This is a genomic window from Sulfoacidibacillus thermotolerans (genome assembly GCF_003144315.1).
In the GTDB taxonomy this organism is placed as follows: domain Bacteria; phylum Bacillota; class Bacilli; order Alicyclobacillales; family SLC66; genus Sulfoacidibacillus; species Sulfoacidibacillus thermotolerans.
In genome coordinates, this window is record NZ_MPDK01000007.1 from 94,514 (window position 1) to 115,567 (window position 21,054).

Annotated in this window: 25 protein-coding genes; 22 read left to right on the forward strand and 3 right to left on the reverse strand. The window is 49.1% G+C overall.

Annotated features, from left to right (window positions below; all coding sequences use genetic code 11):
* The first annotated feature begins 11 nt into the window (after nt 1-11).
* The 6 genes from BM613_RS06080 (at nt 12) to BM613_RS06105 (ending at nt 4,652) form a co-directional block, all read left to right on the forward strand.
* Entirely contained in the window at nt 12-1,136 is a 1,125-nt protein-coding gene (locus tag BM613_RS06080; protein WP_245926274.1) for an L-threonylcarbamoyladenylate synthase, read from the forward strand.
* A 79-nt stretch (nt 1,137-1,215) separates the two neighbouring features.
* Nucleotides 1,216-1,776, forward strand: coding sequence for a manganese efflux pump MntP (locus BM613_RS06085; protein WP_109430270.1), 561 nt, complete (start codon nt 1,216-1,218; stop codon nt 1,774-1,776).
* Between the two features lie 15 nt (nt 1,777-1,791).
* Nucleotides 1,792-2,304, forward strand: a complete 513-nt coding sequence (locus BM613_RS06090) for a low molecular weight protein arginine phosphatase (protein ID WP_245926275.1) — start codon at nt 1,792-1,794, stop codon at nt 2,302-2,304.
* 64 nt (nt 2,305-2,368) lie between these two features.
* Nucleotides 2,369-2,845, forward strand: a complete 477-nt coding sequence (gene rpiB / locus BM613_RS06095) for a ribose 5-phosphate isomerase B (RefSeq protein ID WP_109430272.1) — start codon at nt 2,369-2,371, stop codon at nt 2,843-2,845.
* On the forward strand, nt 2,842-3,405 hold the full coding sequence (locus tag BM613_RS06100; RefSeq protein WP_109430273.1) for a TIGR01440 family protein: 564 nt from the start codon (nt 2,842-2,844) through the stop codon (nt 3,403-3,405). The genes rpiB and BM613_RS06100 overlap by 4 nt, the downstream gene beginning before the upstream one ends.
* Nucleotides 3,406-3,419: 14 nt before the next feature.
* Entirely contained in the window at nt 3,420-4,652 is a 1,233-nt protein-coding gene (locus BM613_RS06105) for a serine hydroxymethyltransferase (RefSeq protein WP_109430319.1), read from the forward strand.
* Between the two features lie 96 nt (nt 4,653-4,748).
* On the opposite strand, the gene BM613_RS06110 is transcribed toward BM613_RS06105, so the two are convergent.
* From BM613_RS06110 to BM613_RS06120, 3 genes are read right to left on the reverse strand one after another with little or no spacing between them, the layout of a single operon-like run.
* On the reverse strand, nt 4,749-6,200 hold the full coding sequence (locus tag BM613_RS06110; RefSeq protein WP_109430274.1) for a polysaccharide deacetylase family protein: 1,452 nt from the start codon (nt 6,198-6,200) through the stop codon (nt 4,749-4,751).
* Between the two features lie 26 nt (nt 6,201-6,226).
* Nucleotides 6,227-7,444, reverse strand: coding sequence for an MFS transporter (locus BM613_RS06115; RefSeq protein WP_109430275.1), 1,218 nt, complete (start codon nt 7,442-7,444; stop codon nt 6,227-6,229).
* Complete coding sequence (locus tag BM613_RS06120) at nt 7,441-8,628, reverse strand: MGDG synthase family glycosyltransferase (protein ID WP_109430276.1); 1,188 nt, start codon at nt 8,626-8,628, stop codon at nt 7,441-7,443. Before BM613_RS06120 ends, BM613_RS06115 begins: the two co-directional genes overlap by 4 nt.
* Nucleotides 8,629-8,862: 234 nt before the next feature.
* On the opposite strand from BM613_RS06120, the gene upp reads away from it, so the two are divergent.
* From upp to BM613_RS06200, 16 genes are all read left to right on the forward strand, one after another.
* Nucleotides 8,863-9,489, forward strand: a complete 627-nt coding sequence (gene upp, locus BM613_RS06125) for a uracil phosphoribosyltransferase (RefSeq protein WP_109430277.1) — start codon at nt 8,863-8,865, stop codon at nt 9,487-9,489.
* 36 nt (nt 9,490-9,525) lie between these two features.
* On the forward strand, nt 9,526-10,665 hold the full coding sequence (gene wecB / locus BM613_RS06130) for a non-hydrolyzing UDP-N-acetylglucosamine 2-epimerase (RefSeq protein WP_109430320.1): 1,140 nt from the start codon (nt 9,526-9,528) through the stop codon (nt 10,663-10,665).
* 70 nt (nt 10,666-10,735) lie between these two features.
* Nucleotides 10,736-11,914: an acetyl-CoA C-acetyltransferase gene (locus tag BM613_RS06135; protein ID WP_109430278.1), complete on the forward strand. Its 1,179-nt coding sequence runs from the start codon at nt 10,736-10,738 to the stop codon at nt 11,912-11,914.
* 145 nt (nt 11,915-12,059) lie between these two features.
* Nucleotides 12,060-12,242, forward strand: a complete 183-nt coding sequence (locus BM613_RS06140; protein WP_109430279.1) for a hypothetical protein — start codon at nt 12,060-12,062, stop codon at nt 12,240-12,242.
* 336 nt (nt 12,243-12,578) lie between these two features.
* Nucleotides 12,579-12,839 carry an AtpZ/AtpI family protein gene (locus BM613_RS15730; RefSeq protein WP_342767157.1) on the forward strand — a complete coding sequence of 87 codons (261 nt, stop codon included), beginning with the start codon at nt 12,579-12,581 and terminating at the stop codon, nt 12,837-12,839.
* Complete coding sequence (locus BM613_RS06150; protein WP_245926276.1) at nt 12,836-13,237, forward strand: ATP synthase subunit I; 402 nt, start codon at nt 12,836-12,838, stop codon at nt 13,235-13,237. The genes BM613_RS15730 and BM613_RS06150 overlap by 4 nt, the downstream gene beginning before the upstream one ends.
* A gap of 8 nt (nt 13,238-13,245) precedes the next feature.
* On the forward strand, nt 13,246-14,007 hold the full coding sequence (gene atpB / locus BM613_RS06155) for a F0F1 ATP synthase subunit A (RefSeq protein ID WP_109430281.1): 762 nt from the start codon (nt 13,246-13,248) through the stop codon (nt 14,005-14,007).
* A gap of 90 nt (nt 14,008-14,097) precedes the next feature.
* Entirely contained in the window at nt 14,098-14,346 is a 249-nt protein-coding gene (gene atpE / locus BM613_RS06160) for an ATP synthase F0 subunit C (RefSeq protein WP_109430282.1), read from the forward strand.
* A 30-nt stretch (nt 14,347-14,376) separates the two neighbouring features.
* Nucleotides 14,377-14,913 carry a F0F1 ATP synthase subunit B gene (atpF, locus tag BM613_RS06165; protein ID WP_245926277.1) on the forward strand — a complete coding sequence of 179 codons (537 nt, stop codon included), beginning with the start codon at nt 14,377-14,379 and terminating at the stop codon, nt 14,911-14,913.
* Nucleotides 14,907-15,470, forward strand: coding sequence for an ATP synthase F1 subunit delta (gene atpH / locus BM613_RS06170; protein ID WP_109430283.1), 564 nt, complete (start codon nt 14,907-14,909; stop codon nt 15,468-15,470). The genes atpF and atpH overlap by 7 nt, the downstream gene beginning before the upstream one ends.
* Nucleotides 15,467-16,975 carry a F0F1 ATP synthase subunit alpha gene (gene atpA, locus BM613_RS06175; RefSeq protein ID WP_109430284.1) on the forward strand — a complete coding sequence of 503 codons (1,509 nt, stop codon included), beginning with the start codon at nt 15,467-15,469 and terminating at the stop codon, nt 16,973-16,975. Before atpH ends, atpA begins: the two co-directional genes overlap by 4 nt.
* Before the next feature lie 43 nt (nt 16,976-17,018).
* Entirely contained in the window at nt 17,019-17,879 is an 861-nt protein-coding gene (gene atpG, locus BM613_RS06180) for an ATP synthase F1 subunit gamma (protein ID WP_109430285.1), read from the forward strand.
* 19 nt (nt 17,880-17,898) lie between these two features.
* Complete coding sequence (atpD, locus tag BM613_RS06185) at nt 17,899-19,305, forward strand: F0F1 ATP synthase subunit beta (RefSeq protein ID WP_109430286.1); 1,407 nt, start codon at nt 17,899-17,901, stop codon at nt 19,303-19,305.
* 78 nt (nt 19,306-19,383) lie between these two features.
* On the forward strand, nt 19,384-19,839 hold the full coding sequence (gene atpC, locus BM613_RS06190) for an ATP synthase F1 subunit epsilon (protein ID WP_109430287.1): 456 nt from the start codon (nt 19,384-19,386) through the stop codon (nt 19,837-19,839).
* A 310-nt stretch (nt 19,840-20,149) separates the two neighbouring features.
* Nucleotides 20,150-20,521 (forward strand): NADH-quinone oxidoreductase subunit A, encoded by a 372-nt coding sequence (locus BM613_RS06195; protein WP_109430288.1) that lies wholly within the window; start codon nt 20,150-20,152, stop codon nt 20,519-20,521.
* Nucleotides 20,512-21,054: a NuoB/complex I 20 kDa subunit family protein gene (locus BM613_RS06200; RefSeq protein WP_181362920.1), complete on the forward strand. Its 543-nt coding sequence runs from the start codon at nt 20,512-20,514 to the stop codon at nt 21,052-21,054. The genes BM613_RS06195 and BM613_RS06200 overlap by 10 nt, the downstream gene beginning before the upstream one ends.

Sequence of the window (21,054 nt, forward strand, 5' to 3'; positions counted from 1 at the left end):
GATAAGAAAGATTGGCGAAAACTGATAGGGAAAAGACAATTTTATGGCAATTAGAGGAGGCGGATGACCTCTTGCAGCGACGTTCACTGGACAGTAGCTATCCAGAGGTACGGATACAACGTCTTCCGGTTGAACAACTTGTCTTTGAGGCGGCACAGCATCTTCGCGCAGATGAACTCGTTGCCTTTCCCACGGAAACGGTGTATGGGCTAGGAGCAAGCGCAGTGAGCAGCAAAGCACTGTTGCGTGTCTTTGCGGCAAAAAAGCGTCCTCTAGACAATCCCCTCATTGCACATGTGAGTTCCCTGACACAACTCGAACAGTTGACGACACACGTTCCTTCATTAGCACAACAACTAATGGACGCTTTTTGGCCCGGACCGCTCTCGATTTTACTTCCAGCTCGTCGCGATTTGCCAAAAGAGTTAACGGCGGGATTGCCAACCGTAGCCGTACGGATGCCGCGTCATCCATTGACACTCGCATTGATTGAAGAGGTTGGCATGCCACTTGCAGGACCATCGGCGAATCGCAGTGGCCGTCCGAGTCCAACAAAAGCCCAACATGTATTGGAAGATCTTGCCGGAGAAATTGCAGGTGTTGTCGATGGAGGGACTTGTTCGGTAGGAATTGAATCCACGGTAATCGAGATTATGGATGGGAGAATTGTAATTCTTCGGCCTGGGGACATTACCAGTGCGGATCTTAAAAGCTTTGGGGTCCCCGTTGTCTACGATCAACATCTAGTAGAACCACAAGAAGAGGCAGCTGTCCCGCGTTCACCAGGTCAAAAATACCGTCACTATGCGCCGCGAGGCGAGATGCGCGTGCTCATTGGTGAGACTGCAGCGTGCAGGAAGTATGTGCGCGAAGCCATTGGATTGGCGCACAATCAGGGCAAACGAGTCGCTGTGCTCGGATTTGAATCTTCAATTGGTGAAGGCGCCGATTTTTTTCTTGATTTAGGGAATAGTAGTCAAACGATTGCTGCTCATTTATATGAGGCACTACGAGCCTGTGATGAGGCGGCGATCGATCTGATCTTTGTGCGTGGATATGAGCCATCAGAATCACATTTTGCGTTGATGAATCGGCTTTTTAAAGCATCTGGCGGTGCGTTCATTGACTTGCGATAGCACCGCAAAGCACTCGTCTCATGAACCTGTCCGACGTTGCATACACATGTAATCGGATGTGGTGAAAGGTGGAGACGCTGTGTTAAGTTATACTCCTCTGTTGCTTTGGACAGTGGTCCTGATTGGGCTTGCGCTCAGTATGGACGCCTTTTCGCTTGGTCTTGGTCTTGGTGCCCAAGGCTTGCGCTGGCGTGATGTCGGACGCTTGTCACTGATCATCAGTTTATTCCATCTTTTACTCCCTCTTCTTGGTGTTTGGATTGGAGATGTACTATATGCACGATTTGGTGATATTGTACAAAAAATAACGGCAGTAGTGATGATGTTTCTTGGGTCTCAAATGATCGTCAAATCCCTTCAATTTGAAATGGGGATTCAACCGCCCCCGTTTCGCGCGCATTTTTTGCAATTAGTTGGCTTTGCTTTTGGCGTCAGCATCGACGCATTGTCAGTTGGCTTGACATTGGGTACACTAGGGATGACACCCGTCGTTCCAGCTGCTATGTTTGCGTTATTGAGCGGGGCGCTTTCGATGGTAGGACTTTACATCGGACGTCAGGTAAATGCGCGATTAGGGCGGTATGGACAACTAGCCGGTGGCGCAATTCTTGCATTTTTAGGGCTTAAGTTTTTCTGGTAGATGGAAGGCGATACCATGTATGAAATTCTGTTTGTCTGTACAGGGAATACGTGTCGGTCTCCGATGGCAGAGCGCATCATGGCGAATTTGCTAAAACAGTCTGGCTTGGATACGCAAGTATCCGTAAGTTCAGCGGGTTTATTTGCGTTGACGGGGGATGCGATGTCGCCGGGTGCACAAGCTGCACTGTTGCGTCGCGGCATTGGACAAGGAGAGACCCATAAGGCAAGGCGTCTAACGGAAGAACAGATAACCCAAGCGGATTTGGTGCTGACAATGACAGAAGCACATAAGAAAACCTTGCTGCAAGCGTTTCCGAAATTTCAAGAAAAGATTTTCACTCTTCTTGAATATGCCAAGGAAAGCGCGGGGGAAGGTGGAGTTTCTGCCGATCAGTTACCGACCTCTCTGGATGTGCAGGATCCGTTTGGATTAGACGATGAAGAGTATGAACGAGCGGCACGGCAGATTGAGGACGCGTGTGTATCGATAATTCAGCGGTTTCAGAACAACCGTCAACTACCATAAGCCTAGCATCATGTCTATAAGATGAGGAGCAGTTTTGCCTTGCAAAGGAGAGAGGAATAGAACCATGCGAATTGCGATCGGATCAGATCATGGGGGGTACGTGCTTAAACAGGAATTGCTTACACGTCTTCAGGATCTTGGCCATGAATGGAAAGATTTTGGCTGCTATTCTGAGGAATCTGTGGATTATCCGGACTATGCCATTGAGGTGGCACATCGCGTCGCTTCAGGTGAATTCGACCGTGGGATTTTACTGTGCGGGACTGGCATCGGGATGTGTATAACCGCCAATAAGGTACCGGGAATTCGCGCAGCTACCGTACATGATCTCTTTTCAGCAGAGGCTACACGCGCCCATAATGATAGTAATATTCTAACGATGGGCGGGCGCGTGGTTGATCCTGATCAAGCGGAGAAAATTGCACGCATATGGTTGACTACACCGTTTGAAGGAGGTCGTCATGCTCGCCGCTTAGGAAAAATAGAGGCACTTGAGCATGAGATTGAAAACGGTGCACAAGTTGGGAAGACCTCACGATGATCGAAGAATTTGAAAGGAAAGTTGCAACGGCAATCATGGAGTTACTTGCAGCGGCACAATTGACAGAAGATCAGATCCTTGTTGTGGGCGCAAGTAGCAGCGAAGTGCTTGGTCATCGCATTGGAACACACAGCTCACAGGAAGTTGCGCAAGCGATTGTCAGCGGGGTACTTCGTGTGCGCGCGAACCATCCATTTCATGTTGCTTTTCAGAGCTGTGAACACTTGAATCGCGCACTGGTCACAGAGCGTCGCACATGGCGTGCCTTTCAACTTGAAGAAGTAACTGTCGTGCCAGCTGTGACAGCAGGGGGCGCAGTTGCTGCAACAGCCTATCGCACGTTGCAGCAACCTGTTATGGTTGAGCAGATTGCAGCACATGCAGGCATTGATATTGGCGATACATTGATTGGGATGCACTTGCGGCGTGTTGCCGTTCCCGTTCGTTTGACGATCAAGGAGATCGGATTTGCTCATGTAACGGCAGCGCGAACGCGGCCAAAACTCATCGGTGGCGCGCGTGCCGTGTATCAATTAGAGGAACAGGGGGATAAGTGTTGAGCCATTTACATTTAATGGATCCCGCAATCGCGGAAGCAATTGAAGCAGAGCGCATTCGCCAACACTCAAAAATTGAGCTGATTGCGTCAGAAAACTTTGTCAGTCGTGCAGTGCTTGATGCACTTGGTACGGTATTGACCAATAAATACGCGGAAGGATATCCTGGGAAACGGTATTATGGGGGCTGTGAGCATGTAGATGTTGTAGAGCAAATTGCCATTGATCGGGCCAAGGAATTATTTAAAGCAGAGCATGTCAATGTTCAGCCACATTCCGGAGCACAAGCGAATATGGCGGTCTATTTTGCGTTGCTAAAGCCAGGCGATACTGTGCTTGGAATGAATTTGGCGCACGGTGGACACTTAACGCATGGCAGTAACGTCAATTTTTCCGGTCAACTTTATCACTTTGTTGCATACGGAGTGGACCCTGTCACCCATCGAATCTCCTATGAGGAAGTCGAACGGCTAGCAAAAGAGCATAAACCCAAACTGATCGTCGCGGGTGCTAGCGCATATCCGCGAGAATTTGACTTCCCGCGCTTGCGAGCGATCGCTGATGAGGTCGGCGCCTACCTAATGGTTGACATGGCACACATTGCCGGACTTGTTGCAACAGGTGTGCATTCGAGTCCAGTTCCCTATGCGCATGTGGTTACAACAACAACACATAAAACTTTGCGGGGCCCGCGTGGTGGAATGATTTTGTGTAAAGAAGAATTTGCAAAAGCAATTGACAAGTCCGTTTTCCCCGGCGTGCAAGGAGGACCCTTGATGCATGTGATTGCAGCAAAAGCAGTCGCTTTTGGGGAAGCGATGCGTCCTGAATTTGTAGACTATACGAAGCAAATTGTTGAAAACGCGAAGGCATTAGCTGAAATGTTGACGGAGCGTGGCTTTACACTCGTTTCTGGAGGTACGGATAACCATCTATTGTTGATGGACGTCCGTAGTGTGGGTCTTACCGGAAAAGTGGCAGAACATTTGTTAGATGAAGTTGGTGTGACGACGAACAAAAATGCAATTCCGTATGATCCAGAAAAGCCTGGTGTGACAAGTGGTGTGCGGATGGGGACGGCTGCTGTGACAACGCGTGGAATGGACGTTGAAGCGATGGGGCAAATCGCAGAAATTGTAGACCTTGTTTTGCGTCACCAAAATGAACAAGTACAGATCAATAAGGCGATACGTCTCGTCCGCGAATTAACGCAAAAGTTCCCACTGTATGATGGATTTTCATACCTTTAAATCGATCTTACTTACTATGAAATCACCAACCTAATAAAAAAGTAAAAGGGTGCTGTCGAATGACTTTGACAGCACCCTTTGCAATGAGCGATGTTGCTATTTTACGTGTGAAGTGAATGGATCAATAAAAAGTTCTTCCAACGAGGATACGTGATCGGGAAGAGGCGGTCCTAGATAATAGCGGCTGAGTAGTTCCTCGCGCGTCATCCACAGCAATTTAGGATGCATGTCGCCATGCCCTTGATACAACCGTTTGCGTCCCTCCGGGTGATAGAACACCATAATCCAGATAAGCAACATACTCACCCAGCGATTTGTTACAGTCGGTTCAATTTCTTCAACATGGAAACCGAGTTTTTCAGCGCCACGATGCATCAGTGTCATGCCAAATACACCTTTTGCATGGCGAAAGCGATCGTCATAAATGAGAGCGAGTGCCACGTCATGCATGCTATCTCGAAGCTCTTTTAATGCCCGAATCGCCATTTTTTCAGGTGATGGCATTTTTACTAATTGTTGCAGGAAGCCGTTTTGCAAATGCAATTCAACCATGAGATCGCCATCACAGAGTAGCGGCGTCGCATTTTCCGTTTCTGGGCTAGAATTCATGTGTTTTACCTGTTGAGCTGACGTTGCAGCGATATACGTTTGTGTATTCTCTATGTGTGTGGCGAATTGGATGGATCTTCGACCAAAACGCCATGGTACCACGCTTAAACGAAAGAGGCGAGACATCGGATACACCGCGTACAAAGTGTCAAATAAGCGCTCCCACAGCATCCATAAAGGATGAATCAGGCGCTGCAAACGCCTGGGGAAAGGTGTTTGCGGTTCTGAAAGGCGTCTGGCCGCTTGGCGAACAGGATTGGTATTACATGTAATACCAATCTGGGAGATGCGCGGCAATAAGACCGTAAGTGCAGCCAAAGTATGCAAGGGTGCAACTACGTCGCCCCCACTGTCGTGCAGAAGAACAATTGCACCGTTTTGCAACTTGGATGCGATCGCGTGGGCAATTTCCTGGGCGGAGACGTCACGACGCCAATCTCTCGCTGCAAATGTCCACAACACGGGAACTTGACCGATGCGGCGCATGATCAAAGGTGTTGCGATGGTTAATCTGCCCCAAGGGGGGCGATAAAAGCGCACAGGTTCCTCAATGATGGACTCGATGACTAGTTTTGTTTGGATCAGTTCGCGTTCTAGTTGTCTTGGTGTCATGAACCAAGCATTGCGATGATGATATGTATGGCTTCCGATCATATGTCCACGCGCATGAATGGCGCGCACCAATTCCGGGTATCGCTTTGCACGCTCACCTACAAGAAAAAAGATGGCCTTCACATTGTGTTGTTCAAGTAAATCAAGCAATTGGGGTGTATACAAAGGGTGTGGCCCATCGTCAAAAGTAAGCGTGATCTCCCGTACGAGGTCATTTCCCTTGTAGATCCCAAGCCAGTGGAAAAAATCAAAAATCCCTTCAGCGAGTGGCCCGTGGAGGGCCCAAATGAGAAGAATAAGTAAAACGATAAGGCCAATTCCGAGCATAGCGGACACTCCAATTCATGAAACGGCTAGGTGCTCGGTTTCAGGTGACGATTGAGACCTGGGATGCGAATAAAGAGATACAAAAGCCCCATCGTACCTACAACAATAGCACTCATCCAAAAAGGGGCCTGCGGCCCAAATGCCTGCCATAGTCTGCCGCCGATATAAGGTCCAGTAGCGGTGCCAAGTCCTTCTACGGTCATGAAAACGCCCCACATCGCTCCGCGTTTTTCTCGGTCGATCGCTCCGTCAAGCACAGAATTCCACGATGGCAAAATCATCGCATAAGAGAGTGCAAGAACTAACATAAAGCCAATTGCAGGCCAGATCGCCGTTTGCAGAGTGAAGAGAATCAATCCAATGGCTGTGAGAAGAAAGCCGCCCGATAAAAACGGACGAGCACCAATGCGGTCTACGAGTTTTCCCATAATCGGCAAGAAAATAGCAGTGGTTCCACCTACAATCACCATCGCCACGCTTTGCAGTTGTGGACTTACGCCGAGAACGACGCGTGCATAAGGCGTTAGCACAGGGATCAAAATTCCAATCGCTAGCGTCTGTACAAACATCCCCGGGAATAAGATTCGAATCTGCTTCAAGTTTACGATGATTTCACTAAAATATCTACGCGGCGCAATCAAAACTAAGAAGGGTTCATCGCCCTGCAGAGTTGACTGTTCAGGTTTGGTGAGGAGTGCGAGCAAACCACCGAGCAATAACAAAGAGATAAGCAACATAAAAGCAACTCGATAGGAGAGACCCAAGACCAAATTGATGACGACAGGTCCGGCTCCTCCTCCAATGAGCCAAGCAATATAAATATAGCCCATCGCACTTGCCTTTTGCTGCTCTGAGACAGTCCCAGTCACTGTAGAGATCACAGAGGGCCAAAGTGGTGAAGTCCCGACTCCTAGTATACCCGCCCCGACAGTTAAATTCACGGGGTTTGTCGCACGAGCGATGACAATCAATCCGACTGCGGCAATAAAGAGTCCGGTCACAAGCACAAAGCGATGTCCAAAGTGGTCGGCTAAAAAGCCCATAGGGCTACGCAAGATATTGTCAAAAAAGTAGTGAACACTAATCGCAAGACCAATCGCGGCGGGGGTTAGCCCTAGCGCATCGACTCCGATATTTGGAAGAAGCGCAAGCAAAAGTGCACCGCGCACGAATTCGACGAGCAGGAGGGTGACGAGTGCGCTTGCGACAAAGGGTTTGCGAATCTCTTGTGGAATCCCCCTCATGATTGCTCCGCCAAAAGAGGAGGAGTATGGGGTTGCGGTGGATGAATCACTTCTTGATTTTCAAGTTCAACGAGTTTATCAGCAATATCTCGTGCCGCGGTGACCTTGCGAATCGTGTTCGTATTTGCGCGCATGCGCGCGAGCAAAGATCCATTATCACGCAAGAGACGATAAATATGATCAATCACCTGTTTGCGCGTGCGTGCGAGGACAGCAACTCGAGATTTAACAAGAAAGGCTGCATTTTGTGTTTCCTGTCCTGGAATCGGCCGATACAGTAGCATCGGCAACTCCATTGCCAAGGCTTCGCTCACTGTAAGTCCTCCCGCTTTTGTCACAATGAGATCAGAGACTGCCATCAATTCATGGACTTCACGTGTAAAGCCAAATACCCATACCGGATTTTTCGCATCTTTGGATAATTGTTCAATTTGTTGGCGTAACTTCTCATTGCGTCCACAGACGACCATCAACTGCATACGCCGATCCGATTGAAACAATTCTTCGCAGATTTGTACAATATCCGATAACACACCGTAGGCACCGCCCATAATGAGTAGTGTCGGATAGTCCGGCTCAAGTCCTAATTTGGCGCGAATTCCTGCGCGATTGCTCGCCTCAAGAAATGCCGGGCGAATGGGGATGCCGGTAACAGAGATGCGACGTTCGTCGATTCCGCGCAAAATGAGTCCCTGTTTGACATGTTCAGAACCGACAAAGTAGTGATCGGTATACGGGTGGATCCATTGACTGTGAATCGCATGATCCGTTATTACAGTCGCAGCAGGGATCTGAGTTAGACCGTGTTCACGCAAAACAGACATAACACCAGCAGGTGTTGGGAATGTCGAGAGAATGACATCAGGCTGTTCTTCGTGAAGGAATTCAGCTAATTCTTCGTATCCCAGATGATTGAGCCGCCGTTGAATGAGGGAAGAAGGGGCGATGCGGCTTGTTCCTTTGTAAAAAAGTCCATAAAGTGCAGGTGCAAAGCGCACACTTTTTAAATAACAGTAACGGGCGACTGAATTCAATCGCGGATGGACCATCTCAATGTAATCGACGATGTGCACTTCATGACCAGGATGACTTTCCATAATGGCGTCGCGCACGGCGAGTGCCGCTTGTTGGTGACCTTCACCGTACGAGGCGGACAAGATCAGCACGCGCTTAAGCTTTTGCATGGAACATCCTCCTTATCTCCAAACGATGTACAAGACATCTTTAGCTATTGTAGGCGACAAAAGTTAGAATGGCATTAAAAGTGCGCTATAACTAATCAATTTTAACATGGAAAAGCCATTCTATACGAGGGGAAGGGAAAACTCCTCCTCTATGTGTCATAGTAGCGAAGTCTCGTGGGTTTGATATAATGACTCCATATGTGTGTTTAAAGTGGTATAAGAGGAGAGTGTGATTTGAAACCGATTCGCGAGATAAACCATCCCCTCGCTCTTGAAAAGATCGGGCGGCTGCGCGAGCAGGCGACAGATGTGCCGACTTTTCGACGCCTCGTCCAAGAATTATCTCTACTTTTAGCGATTGAATGCACGGATGATCTCAAAACAGAGTCAGTCACAGTCCAGACGCCTATTGCACAAGCGACGGTAGTACGCAGCAAAGAGGAAGTGACCCTGATTCCCATTTTGCGAGCCGGGCTTGGTATGATGGAAGGGATGTTGCAATGGATTCCGACCGCTAAAGTCGGACATCTCGGCATGTACCGTGATCCTGAAACACTCCTGCCCGTAGAGTATTATGCCAATACACCTGCTGGCATGAGTGAGAGTGTGGTAATTGTCTTAGATCCAATGCTTGCGACAGGTGGATCTGCCACGGCAGCGCTCGATTTGTTAAAGTCAAGAGGCGCTCGACGGATTAAACTGGCTTCCATTCTCGCAGCCCCTGAAGGAATTGCTAAGGTGCAAAGCAATCATCCAGATGTTCAAATATATGCGGTAGTAGTCGATCAAGGTCTAAACGATCATGGATATATTGTGCCGGGTCTAGGTGATGCAGGCGATCGCATATTTGGCACACTATAAGTGCAAGGGGATGATCAGGTGACGCGAAAACGCGTGATGACGGTGTTTGGCACGCGCCCAGAAGCGGTTAAAATGGCGCCGCTCGTCAAGGAATTGCAGGCCTCGGCAGAGTTTGAAACCACAGTGTGTGTCACTGCGCAGCATAGAGAACAATTGGATCAAGTGCTAAGCGCTTTTGCAATCCGCCCAGATTACGATTTAAATGTGATGGAAGCGCGTCAGACACTGACGAAAATTTCTACGAAAGTACTCGAATTACTTGCGGGTGTCTTAGAAGAAGTGCGTCCGGATATTGTGCTGGTACATGGGGATACGACAACGACATTTATCGCGAGCCTTGCAGCGTTCTACCAGCAAATCGCGATCGGTCATGTGGAAGCTGGGTTGCGTACGTGGGATAAATATTCTCCCTATCCGGAGGAGATGAATCGGCAATTGACGGGTGTACTTGCCGACTTACACTTTGCGCCGACCAACGTTGCGGCAGACAACTTGCTGCGTGAAGGCAAAGTGAAAGACCACATTTACATCACAGGGAATACGGCGATTGATGCGATGCGCACAACCGTACAGAAAAACTATGAGCATCCAGTGCTTGCAGAGGTGGGTGAATCGCGTCGACTTATTTACATGACAGCACATCGGCGCGAAAATATAGGGGAGAAGCTCGAAAATATTTTCACAGCTGTGCGGGAATTGGTGGATCTCTATCCGGATGTTTATGTCGTATATCCGGTACATTTGAATCCTGCTGTGCGCGAACCGGCCAATCGTTTGCTAGGGGGCCATCCGCGCATTGCACTCATCGACCCATTGGAGGTGATCGATGCGCACAATTTTATGGCGAAATCGTACCTTATTTTGACTGACTCTGGCGGCGTTCAGGAAGAAGCGCCATTTTTAGGCGTCCCCTGTCTTGTCCTGCGGGATACCACTGAGCGTCCGGAAGGCATTGAGGCGGGTACGTTGCGCCTTGTCGGCACAGAACACGGCAAGATTCTGCGCGCTGCAGCGGATTTGCTGGATCATGTTGAAGAATATGAGAAGATGTCGATTGCCGCGAGTCCCTATGGCGATGGCTTTGCCTCGCAACGCATTGTACAGGCATTGCGGCACTACTTTCAACTGGGTGAACGGCCGGCTCCCTTTATACCCAAACCGAAACAGCACAAGTAAAAGCCAGTTTTCATTCGTTTATAGTATGGGGATCTGCAATCGATTGAACATCCGAAAGGGGTAGAGAACGATGACAGAAGCGGTGATTGTAAGTGCGGCGCGGACAGCGATTGGTAGTTTTGGGGGCAGCTTAGCAGGGATACCGGCTCCGGAACTCGGGGCGATCGTCATTCGCGAAGCGCTAGCGCGCGCGGGCGTCTCTGGAGATCTTGTCGATGAGGTGATCATGGGCAATGTTTTACAGGCTGGACTTGGCCAAAATCCAGCTCGCCAAGCGGCGGTTAAGGCAGGCCTTTCGTATGAGTTGCCTTCTTTCACGGTGAATAAGGTGTGCGGCTCTGGTTTGAAATCAGTGGCGCTTGCAGCGCAGTCGATCCGTGCAGGCGACCAAGACGTTGTCGTGGCAGGAGGCATGGAGAATATGAGCCGTGCTCCTTATCTGCTTGAAGGAGCACGTACGGGGTACCGAATGGGTGACCAAAAAGTCGTTGATAGTATGATTCGCGATGGATTGTGGTGCGCATTTAATCAGGTGCATATGGGGATTACTGCCGAAAATGTAGCGGAGCGCAACCACATTTCACGTGAAGAGCAAGATCGCTTTTCGTTGCAGTCGCAAGAGCGTGCGCTGGCAGCGATTGCAGCTGGACATTTCAAAGACGAAATTGTCCCAGTCACACTCCCGCAGAAAAAGGGAGAGCCTGTGGTGTTTGACACAGACGAGTATCCGCGCAAAACGACAATTGAAGCTCTCGCAAAACTTCGTCCTGCTTTCAAGCAAAACGGGAGTGTTACAGCGGGAAATGCATCTGGAATCAACGATGGTGCGGCGGCGGTGCTTGTGATGGCAAAAGAGCGGGCGGAACAGCTCGGAGTAAAGCCACTTGCTCGCATTGTTGCGTATTCGTCTGCAGGGCTGGATCCCGCTGTGATGGGACTTGGACCGATATATGCAACGCAAAAATTGTTAAATAAATCAGGGTTATCGGTGGCGGATATGGACCTGATTGAGGCCAATGAAGCGTTTGCTGCGCAAGCGCTTGCAGTAGGGCAGGAACTTGGATTGGATGAAAGGAAAGTCAATATAAGTGGCGGGGCTATTGCTTTGGGACATCCGATTGGCGCTTCTGGCGCACGTGTCTTAGTCACACTACTCTATGGATTACAGCGGACAGGAGGTAAGATGGGGCTTGCAACGCTTTGCATCGGTGGCGGTCAGGGTGTTGCAATGGTCGTAGAACGTCTCTAATTAAAAGGAAGGATCAGTTCTGCAACGCAGGGACACATAGTGTCCCTGATAGGGTGTGCGGATTTTGCGTGGGTAGCAGGAATCTGCGCAAAGTGCAAAAATGCAGAAAAGGTACATCGTGAACCTGAGGAGGGGCAGTGCGAGCGTGGTGCATAAACATTGGGAAGTTGATTCGGGGTGTCCGCGTTGTGGAAAAATTAATCATGTGTCTGTTCCTGTAGGCGAGCGCGTGGTTCGCGTTCACTGTGAACATTGTACACATGGCTACGACTATCTGCACGTGGTGGCAGAACATACAGAAGTCGAGGATGACGAGTCGACGAAATGAATTCGTTTGCATGGACTGTTTCCTGACGAGAATGGCGGCGGCATAAAGAATGGACACGAATTGTTCAAAAAGTGCCGCCGCTTTGATATTTATCCGTTCCTGTGCATGATCATTCTTATTTCGCGAATTAAGTTTTTTTTTAGAACCCTTGCTGTAAACGATATGATTACCGCTTTCAGTCGTTGACAATAAATTTTAGCATAGTGTAGTATAAGCAAGGACTCATGCGTGTACCCTACTGCGCGAATATTTCAGACTAGGAATATTTTGCCATACAAGTTAACGCGACTTGGCGATGTAGGGATTAGGTCAATGAGACACTCAACTCCTTTATGCATGCTAGGGGCGGTGAGGGATTTCGACAAGAATGATAAAAAACCTACGGCACCATTTAACACTTGGAAGGCAGTTGCAATCTTTTCGGGTGCATCCTTGCAGGTGTTGGTGACCATGACGGTGTTCGGATTCCTTGGCCATCTCCTTGCGGATCGATGGGGACGCCCATGGTTGACCGCAATCGGAGTTTTGTTTGGTTTGATTGTAGGGATATCTGGCTTATCGTTCTTAATTAAACAACTTTTGGGTGGTAAGTCGTGAACGATATCGAAAGATTACAAGCGCGCTTGCGCGTTGTGCAGCGAATCGGCATTGGGATCATTGCCCTGAGCGCGGTGGCGCGATTTGTCTTTCGCAGTGCACAGCCAGACATGAACGGATTGCTTTTGGGCGAATTGGGTGGGGCCTATGTTTACTACAGCATGATCCGGCAGGGGCATTTGCGTGACGGGCTACAAGGAAAAGCTCTGTTTGCGTCTGGGATGCTTGGGATGGTCACGCGCTTTGTCGTGCTGATTGCAGTAATGGTCGTCGCGGTAAAATCGCCGGGCGTTAACCCGTTTGCTGCACTAGTCGGCTATTTGCTTGGTTTTGTTTTGCTCTTCTTTGGCCTTTACGGCTATGCGAAGAACCGACGAATAACTCCTGGGGGAAAGTAGGTGAGAAAGTGCCAGCATTCCCATACCTGTTTTATAACACGATCTTTCGAATCAATATCGTAACAATCGCCATGATGATATTGACGGGGATCATCGTCCTTGTCTTACTGCGTCTTGCCCAGCGCAATCTGGATGTGCGCAAGCCGCGTGGCCTGCAGAATTTTATTGAGTGGGCGATTGATTTTACAGCCAATATGGCGCGCGATACAATGCCGAGTGAGCGCATGGTGCAATGGATTCTGCCTTTGGCTTTCACGATGCTGATCTTTTTGTTTGTCGCCAACTGGTTAGGGCTCATCGCGACGATTAGCATTAAGCTGAATCATCCAATCCCATGGCTTGGCTTGACAGCGCAAAATTTGGCGATGGCGCACGGCGAAGTTCCGCTATTTGATTCGCCTACCGCGAATATGAGCATGACGCTTGGCATGGCATTTATGGTGTGGATACTGAGCCACGCACAAGGTCTGCGTCACCCTAGGCAGTATTTTCGCCACTATCGGAATCCGATGGCAATCATTGAGGAGATTACAAACCCGCTTACGCACGGCATGCGTCTTTATGGCAATATCTTTGCGGGAGAAGCTTTGATTGGCGTCATTTTGACCATTCCGTTGATTTTTGGATGGCTTCCGGTCAGCATTCCACTGTTGCTCGTGTGGCTGCTCTACAGTGGCTTTGTGAGTACGATTCAGGCGTACGTGTTTACGATTTTGATGACACTTTATGTTGGGCATAAGTCATACGGCGATCAAGTGGATCACGCATAAGACAAAAGACAAAACGCTCGCATAGGCGCCTTCGTGCGCGAGCAGTGAAACAAGCCCTATGCTTAAGATCATTGAGGAGGAAGTAAACAAATGACAGCTAATCTCGTAACCGCTTTATTTGACATCGCGGTCGCCCTTTTGTTGGGTCTCGCTGCAGTGGGATCTGGCGTTGGCGACGGTCTTGTAATGAGTAAGTACGTGGAAGGTGTTTCGCGTCAACCAGAAGCTCGTGGTTCTATCTTTGCAAGCGCATTACTTGGTGTGGCACTTGTTGAAGCGTTCCCAGTCATCGCACTTGCTTTCGGTATTATTATGCTATTCACCAAAGGCGCGCTATAAGTCGCTCAAAATCCATTGCAACAACCCTAAGTGGCAGTGAGCCGTGGATCCATACCGGTTGGAAAGGGGAGACAGGCACAATTGTTTGAACTTGGAACGTTTATCGTATCGATTGTGACGTTCTTGATCATGTTTTGGATTATCAAGACGTACGGATTTGCCCCCTTGGCTCGAATGCTTGAACAACGTCGCCAGTTGGTGGAAGGGCAGATCAGTGAAGCAGAACAGAATCGTCTACAAGCCGAGAAATACTTAAATGAACAACACACATTACTAGAAGAAGCTAGAAAACAAGCGAAAGAAATTGTTGATGCAGCGCGCGTCCGTGCAGATGAACAAGCCCGCGAGATCGTGGCAGCAGCGGAGGCAGAAGCGGAGCGGCTGCTTGAATCAAACCGTCAGTTGATTGAACGCGAGCGTGCAGAAGCCATGTCAGAAGTTATGGCGACCGTGTCATCGCTCACAGTGGAATTAAGTGAAAAACTGCTTCATCGTCACGCGGATCAAGCGGTGCATGCAGAAATGGTGCAAGAGGCCGAAAAAATGCTGGGTGACTTGGCATGCTAATCGGCGCGATTACTCATCGATATACAGGTGGTTTGTACGCGGCGGCGCAAGCAGCAGATGTGATCGAGCCTGTTGATGCAGGTTTGCGTGAAATTGCGCAGGCAATTGACGCATACCCGTCATTCAAATTATTGCTTGAGCATCCTGTACTTACTCCAGATGTAAAAATGCAAGTGGTCCGAAATGTTTTTGGGGATTCGTTGCCAACCTTGTTGCAAAACTTCATTCATTTGCTCTTTGTGCGCCATCGCAGTGAGTATCTCAGAGCGATCTATGAATCGTATCACCAGATGGCAGACGAGGCACAGGGACGAATCGAAGTACAAGTCGAAAGTGCACGCGTTTTTGACGAGGAACAATTGCTTTCTTTGCGCGAGCAATTGGCAAAAGCGTTACAAAAAGAAGTACAAGCAACGGTTGAGGTGCGACCAGAATTGATCGCGGGTTACCGTGTTCATGTAGGAAATCGAATTATTGATGCGACAGTAAGAGGCGCGCTGACACAATTTAGCCATAAATTGTTGGTCAATCAAGCCGCTAAGGAGGGAACCTTTTGAGTATTCGACCAGATGAAATCAGCGCTCTGATACGGCAGCAAATCGAGCAATTCGAATCTCAAATCCAGGACTACGAGACAGGAGTCGTACTACAGGTCGGCGACGGGATTGCGCGGCTCTATGGGCTAGATAACGTCATGGCGGGCGAATTGATCGAGTTTGCCAACGGCGTCTTTGGGCTTGCCTTTAACCTTGAAGAAGACAATGTCGGTGTGATTGTTCTGGGTTCTGTGACAGGCATTAAAGAAGGGGATCAAGTGCGGCGCACAGGCCGGATTGCGCAAGTGCCAGTCGGTCCTGAACTGCTAGGGCGCGTTGTCAATCCACTGGGTCAACCGCTTGATAACCTAGGTCCGATTGAAGCGAAGGAGTTTCGTCCAATCGAATCGCCTGCGCCTGGTGTAATTGATCGGCGTTCCGTGTTTGAACCGATGCAAACTGGGATTAAAGCAATTGATGCGATGATTCCAATTGGTCGTGGTCAGCGTGAATTGATTATTGGTGATCGCCAAACTGGAAAAACGGCAATTGCACTTGACGCGATCTTGAATCAAAAAGGCAACGGTGTGAAGTGTATATACGTCGCAGTTGGCCAAAAGCAATCAACGGTTGCGCAAGTGGTTGAGACACTGCGTAAGCATGGAGCCATGGAGTATACGACAGTGGTTGCGGCAAATGCCTCAGATCCGGCGCCGCTCTTGTATCTTGCACCCTATGCAGGATGCAGCATGGGTGAATATTTCATGTACAAAGGCGAGCACGCGTTGATTATCTATGATGATCTGACGAAGCAAGCCGCAGCATACCGTGAAATGTCGTTGTTGCTTCGTCGCCCGCCAGGTCGTGAAGCGTTTCCTGGGGATGTCTTTTACCTTCATTCACGTCTGCTCGAGCGTGCAGCAAAATTGTCTGACGCGCGTGGTGGGGGTTCACTAACAGCTTTACCGTTTATCGAAACACAGGCAGGAGATATTTCTGCGTATATTCCAACAAACGTGATTTCAATCACGGATGGGCAAATCTTTTTAGAGTCAGATCTCTTCTTCTCAGGGGTTCGTCCAGCGATCAACGTGGGTGCCTCTGTGTCGCGGGTCGGAAGTTCTGCACAATATAAGGCGATGAAGACGGTGGCAGGAACGTTGCGCCTTGATCTTGCGCAATATCGCGAACTTCAAGCGTTTGCGCAATTTGGCTCAGACCTTGACAAAGCGACGCAGGCTCGATTGGCACGTGGCGAACGCACGGTAGAGATTTTGAAGCAAGGACAATATGAACCCCTGTCGTTTGAGAAACAAGTGGTCTCAATCTGGACAGTAGTGAATGGCTACTTGGACGACTTAGAAGTCAGTGCGGTGCGCGAATTTGAAGCGCAGTGGCTGAGTTATGTTGCGGCTAACTACCCACAAATTTTTACGGCGATTGAGAGTTCAAAGGCTTTAGCAGATGACACTGTCGCGTTACTCAAAGAAGCAGTGGGGAAATTTAAGGCTACGTTTGTCGCCTAAGCTTCGTGTCCCATTCGAGGAACGTAAAAGGTGGTGAAAATGAGTGGCGCAAAGCCCAAGAGATATACGACGGCGGATTAAAAGCGTGCAAAACACAGCCCAGATTACAAAGGCGATGGAAATGGTTGCCGCTGCAAAGTTGCGGCGTGTGCAAGAGGCAGTACAGCTTTCCAAGCCCTATTTGGAAAAGATGCAGGAAATGCTTGCGGACATTGCTCATTCTGCGCGCTTTGTGAAACATCCGTTGCTTGCTGTGCGTCCCGTTCGACGTACGGGATATCTAGTCATTACCTCCGATCGCGGATTGGCGGGCGCATACAATGCGAATGTGATTCGACGTGCTCTGCAAGAATTTCGCGGGAAGGACAAGGCGTCCTACACTATTTTTGCAGTGGGACGCAAAGGACGCGATTTTTTCTCCCGTCATGGCTATCCATTATCGGGCGAAGCAACAGGTCTACCAGATTCGCCGACGTATCCAAGTATCAGTTCGCTAGCGGAGCAGATTGTCAGTGCTTACGGAGCGGAAGAGTTTGATGAACTATACATGGTGTACAACGAGTTTATCAATGCGGTCACGCAGCGGACCGTCGCAGTAAAAGTACTGCCGCTTACGGATCTAAGCAAAGCGGATACGGCCAGAAAGGTGAATTTCCTCTATGAGCCAGACGAAGTCACATTGCTGACTGCTTTGCTGCCAAAATATGCGGAGACTCTGGTTTATCAGGCCGTATTGGACGCAAAAGCAAGTGAACATGGCGCGCGCATGACTGCGATGGGCAATGCTTCTGACGCAGCCGGTGAAATGATCGACTCTTTAACATTGGCCTTAAACCGAGCGCGGCAAGCTGCAATCACCACGCAAATTGCAGAAGTGGTCGGCGGTGCCGAAGCGTTGAAGTGATCGCTAAGGAGGAGATTTTTTGAACACAGGAAAAGTAGTGCAGGTGATGGGGCCCGTAGTAGACGTGCGCTTTCCGAGCGGGCAACTTCCTGCAATTAACAATGCGTTACGCGTGGATATTGACGGCGAGGTGCCGGTCCATTTAACGCTAGAAGTGGCGTTGCATCTAGGGGATAACATGTTGCGCACGGTTGCAATGTCATCCACGGATGGACTCGTTCGCGGCGCAGAAGTGGTAGATACAGGCCGTCCTATTGAAATGCCAGTTGGCGAGGGCACTTTGGGTCGGATCTTTAATCTGCTTGGTGAACCTATTGATGAAGCAGGACCTGTCGAAGTGACCGAACGCTGGGCGATTCATCGTGCCGCGCCTGATTTTTCAGACGTCAGTACGAAAGCTGAAGTCTTTGAGACGGGAATTAAAGTGGTTGATTTGCTTGCTCCGTATATCAAAGGGGGGAAAGTTGGACTCTTTGGTGGCGCGGGTGTTGGGAAAACAGTTTTAATTCAGGAACTTATTCACAATATCGCGAAAGAACATGGCGGGTACTCCGTGTTTGCTGGGGTTGGAGAGCGGACACGCGAAGGGAATGACCTCTACCATGAAATGAAAGATTCAGGTGTTATCGACAAAACGAGCATGGTATTTGGGCAGATGAACGAACCGCCGGGTGCTCGCTTGCGTGTTGCACTAAGTGGATTGACGATTGCTGAGTATTTCCGTGATGTGGAACAACGGGACGTGTTGTTCTTTATTGACAACATCTTTCGTTTTACACAGGCCGGGTCTGAAGTTTCTGCATTGCTCGGACGGATGCCATCTGCCGTTGGTTATCAACCGACGTTGGCTACAGAAATGGGGCAATTACAAGAACGGATTGCCTCGACCGTTCGGGGATCGATTACTTCGATTCAGGCAATTTACGTCCCAGCCGATGACTACACAGATCCAGCGCCGGCTAACACGTTTGCTCACTTGGACGCTACGACAAACCTGGATCGACGAATTTCTTCAATGGGGTTGTTCCCAGCGGTTGATCCACTCGCCTCGACGTCACGCGCTTTGTCGCCTGACATTGTAGGGGAAGAACACTACCAAGTTGCGCGCGGAATACAGCAAGTTTTGCAAAGGTATCGCGAGTTGCAAGATATCATTGCGATTCTTGGCATGGATGAGTTGAGTGATGAAGATAAACTCACTGTGGCACGCGCACGTAAAATTCAAAACTTTTTATCGCAACCGTTCTTTGTCGGTGAACAATTTACGGGCATACCCGGAAAATACGTTCCTGTAAAAGATACTGTACGCAGCTTCAAGGAAATTTTAGAAGGAAAACATGATGAGATTCCCGAAGCCTATTTCCGCTATTGCGGGGCGATCGAAGAGGTATTGGAAAAAGCGGCGAAAGACGGTTATGTCTCCTAGGTCATGCCACTTGCATTTTTAGTGGTCCCTTGAAAAACTATGGGTGGATGATTCCCACTGCACAAAGGAAGTGTCGGCTTGAGCACCGTACCATTACAAGTCGTAACCCCCGACCGTGTCGTGCTTGATATGGACATACAGATGCTGTCCTTGCGCGGCGGCGGTGGGGAACTAGGAATTTTGCCGCGCCATACGCCGCTTGCGACGACCGTAAAGCCAGGAGTGATTAAGGTCAAATTGGCTGAAGGTGAAGACTTTCTTGCAGTGAGTGAAGGTTTTCTGCAAGTGATGCCAGATCGGATTACACTCCTTGTCGAATCTGCTGAAGTTGGCTCATTCATCGATATGGATCGGGTCTCGCTCGCTAAAGAACGAGCTGAAAAACGTTTGGCGGAACACGCTGACGATGTGCAGACCGAGCGAGCCAAAGCGGCGTTGCAACGGGCAAATTATCGGACAGAAGCACATGAATTGTCCTTAAAACATGGCGAAGTCATTAAACACAGAATAGAAGGCAAAGAAAATATCCGTTAAAAAAGCATAGCGTCAGTTCTGCGAGAGTAGACTGGCGCTTTTTGTACATGAGCAAACACATCTGGACTCAGCATGAAACAACACATAAAGAAAGAGTAAAACAGCTCGTAAACTTCTATACGAGTGAAAAAAGGATGCGAAAATACGGGGAATTGGGTAAGCTAAGCACTAAGTAGTCTTACTGGGTGTTTTACTCCTACAGGGGGCTTTGTTATAATATCCGTGTTTCACTAGTAGAAATGCTGTCTCACGTGTTGAAAATGTGAAGTGTGCAGACAGCGACGCAATCAACCTTCCAAACAAAGGGGGTGTGGCGATTTTGTACGGGAATAATTATTTATTTGTCCTTATCTTCCTAGCACTTGGGGTTTTTCTACCAGTTTCCTCACTCATGGTCATTGGACCACTGTTACGACCTAATCATCCATCGCGAGCCAAGACCACTACCTATGAGAGTGGTCTAGAACCTGTGGGGGATGCGCGTGCGCGTTATAACGTAAGGTACTATCTGTTTGCACTGTTATTTGTCATATTTGATGTAGAAATTGTATTTTTGTATCCTTGGGCGGTGGAGTACAAACATCTTGGAGTTTTTGGATTTGTTGAGATGTTGATCTTCATTTTGTTGCTCGTGATTGGCCTTGTTTACGCGTGGAGAAAGAAGGTGCTCGAATGGAAATGAATCCGCATGTCCAATTGCCGACGATCGAGTACGAAGGCTTTACGAAGGAGGAATCCTCTGAGCTTCGACGCGCAGGGGTGATCGTCGGACCATTGGAACAAATAAAAGGATGGGCGCGCAGCAATAGTTTATGGCCACTTACCTTTGGGCTCGCATGTTGTGCGATTGAAATGATGGGAGCTGGCGCATCCCATTATGACCTCGATCGATTCGGGATTATCTTCCGAGCCTCACCACGCCAATCTGACGTGATGATTGTTGCAGGGACAGTGACAAAGAAAATGGCTCCCTTATTGCGCCGTCTATACGATCAAATGCCGGAACCCAAATGGGTTGTTTCGATGGGGTCTTGTGCGACCGCAGGTGGGCCGTATGTGCGTTCATACTCTGTCGTTAAAGGGGTTGATCAGATCGTGCCGGTGGATGTATACGTGCCGGGATGTCCACCCTCCCCTGTCGCCTTAATTTATGGACTCAATAAATTACAGGAGAAAATCCGCATCGAGGCGTCTGGAAGGAAGGTGTCAAGCTAA

What these genes read in the sequence shown, in the direction of transcription:
- BM613_RS15730 (WP_342767157.1), top strand. Translation starts at nt 12,579, where the DNA reads ATGCTAGGGGCGGTGAGGGATTTCGACAAGAATGATAAAAAACCTACG.
- BM613_RS06110 (WP_109430274.1), bottom strand. Translation starts at nt 6,200, where the DNA reads ATGCTCGGAATTGGCCTTATCGTTTTACTTATTCTTCTCATTTGGGCC.
- BM613_RS06135 (WP_109430278.1), top strand. Translation starts at nt 10,736, where the DNA reads ATGACAGAAGCGGTGATTGTAAGTGCGGCGCGGACAGCGATTGGTAGT.
- atpH (WP_109430283.1), top strand. Translation starts at nt 14,907, where the DNA reads ATGCTAATCGGCGCGATTACTCATCGATATACAGGTGGTTTGTACGCG.
- BM613_RS06120 (WP_109430276.1), bottom strand. Translation starts at nt 8,628, where the DNA reads ATGCAAAAGCTTAAGCGCGTGCTGATCTTGTCCGCCTCGTACGGTGAA.
- BM613_RS06200 (WP_181362920.1), top strand. Translation starts at nt 20,512, where the DNA reads ATGGAAATGAATCCGCATGTCCAATTGCCGACGATCGAGTACGAAGGC.
- BM613_RS06115 (WP_109430275.1), bottom strand. Translation starts at nt 7,444, where the DNA reads ATGAGGGGGATTCCACAAGAGATTCGCAAACCCTTTGTCGCAAGCGCA.
- wecB (WP_109430320.1), top strand. Translation starts at nt 9,526, where the DNA reads ATGACGGTGTTTGGCACGCGCCCAGAAGCGGTTAAAATGGCGCCGCTC.
- BM613_RS06090 (WP_245926275.1), top strand. Translation starts at nt 1,792, where the DNA reads ATGTATGAAATTCTGTTTGTCTGTACAGGGAATACGTGTCGGTCTCCG.
- BM613_RS06100 (WP_109430273.1), top strand. Translation starts at nt 2,842, where the DNA reads ATGATCGAAGAATTTGAAAGGAAAGTTGCAACGGCAATCATGGAGTTA.
- rpiB (WP_109430272.1), top strand. Translation starts at nt 2,369, where the DNA reads ATGCGAATTGCGATCGGATCAGATCATGGGGGGTACGTGCTTAAACAG.
- atpE (WP_109430282.1), top strand. Translation starts at nt 14,098, where the DNA reads ATGACAGCTAATCTCGTAACCGCTTTATTTGACATCGCGGTCGCCCTT.
- BM613_RS06105 (WP_109430319.1), top strand. Translation starts at nt 3,420, where the DNA reads ATGGATCCCGCAATCGCGGAAGCAATTGAAGCAGAGCGCATTCGCCAA.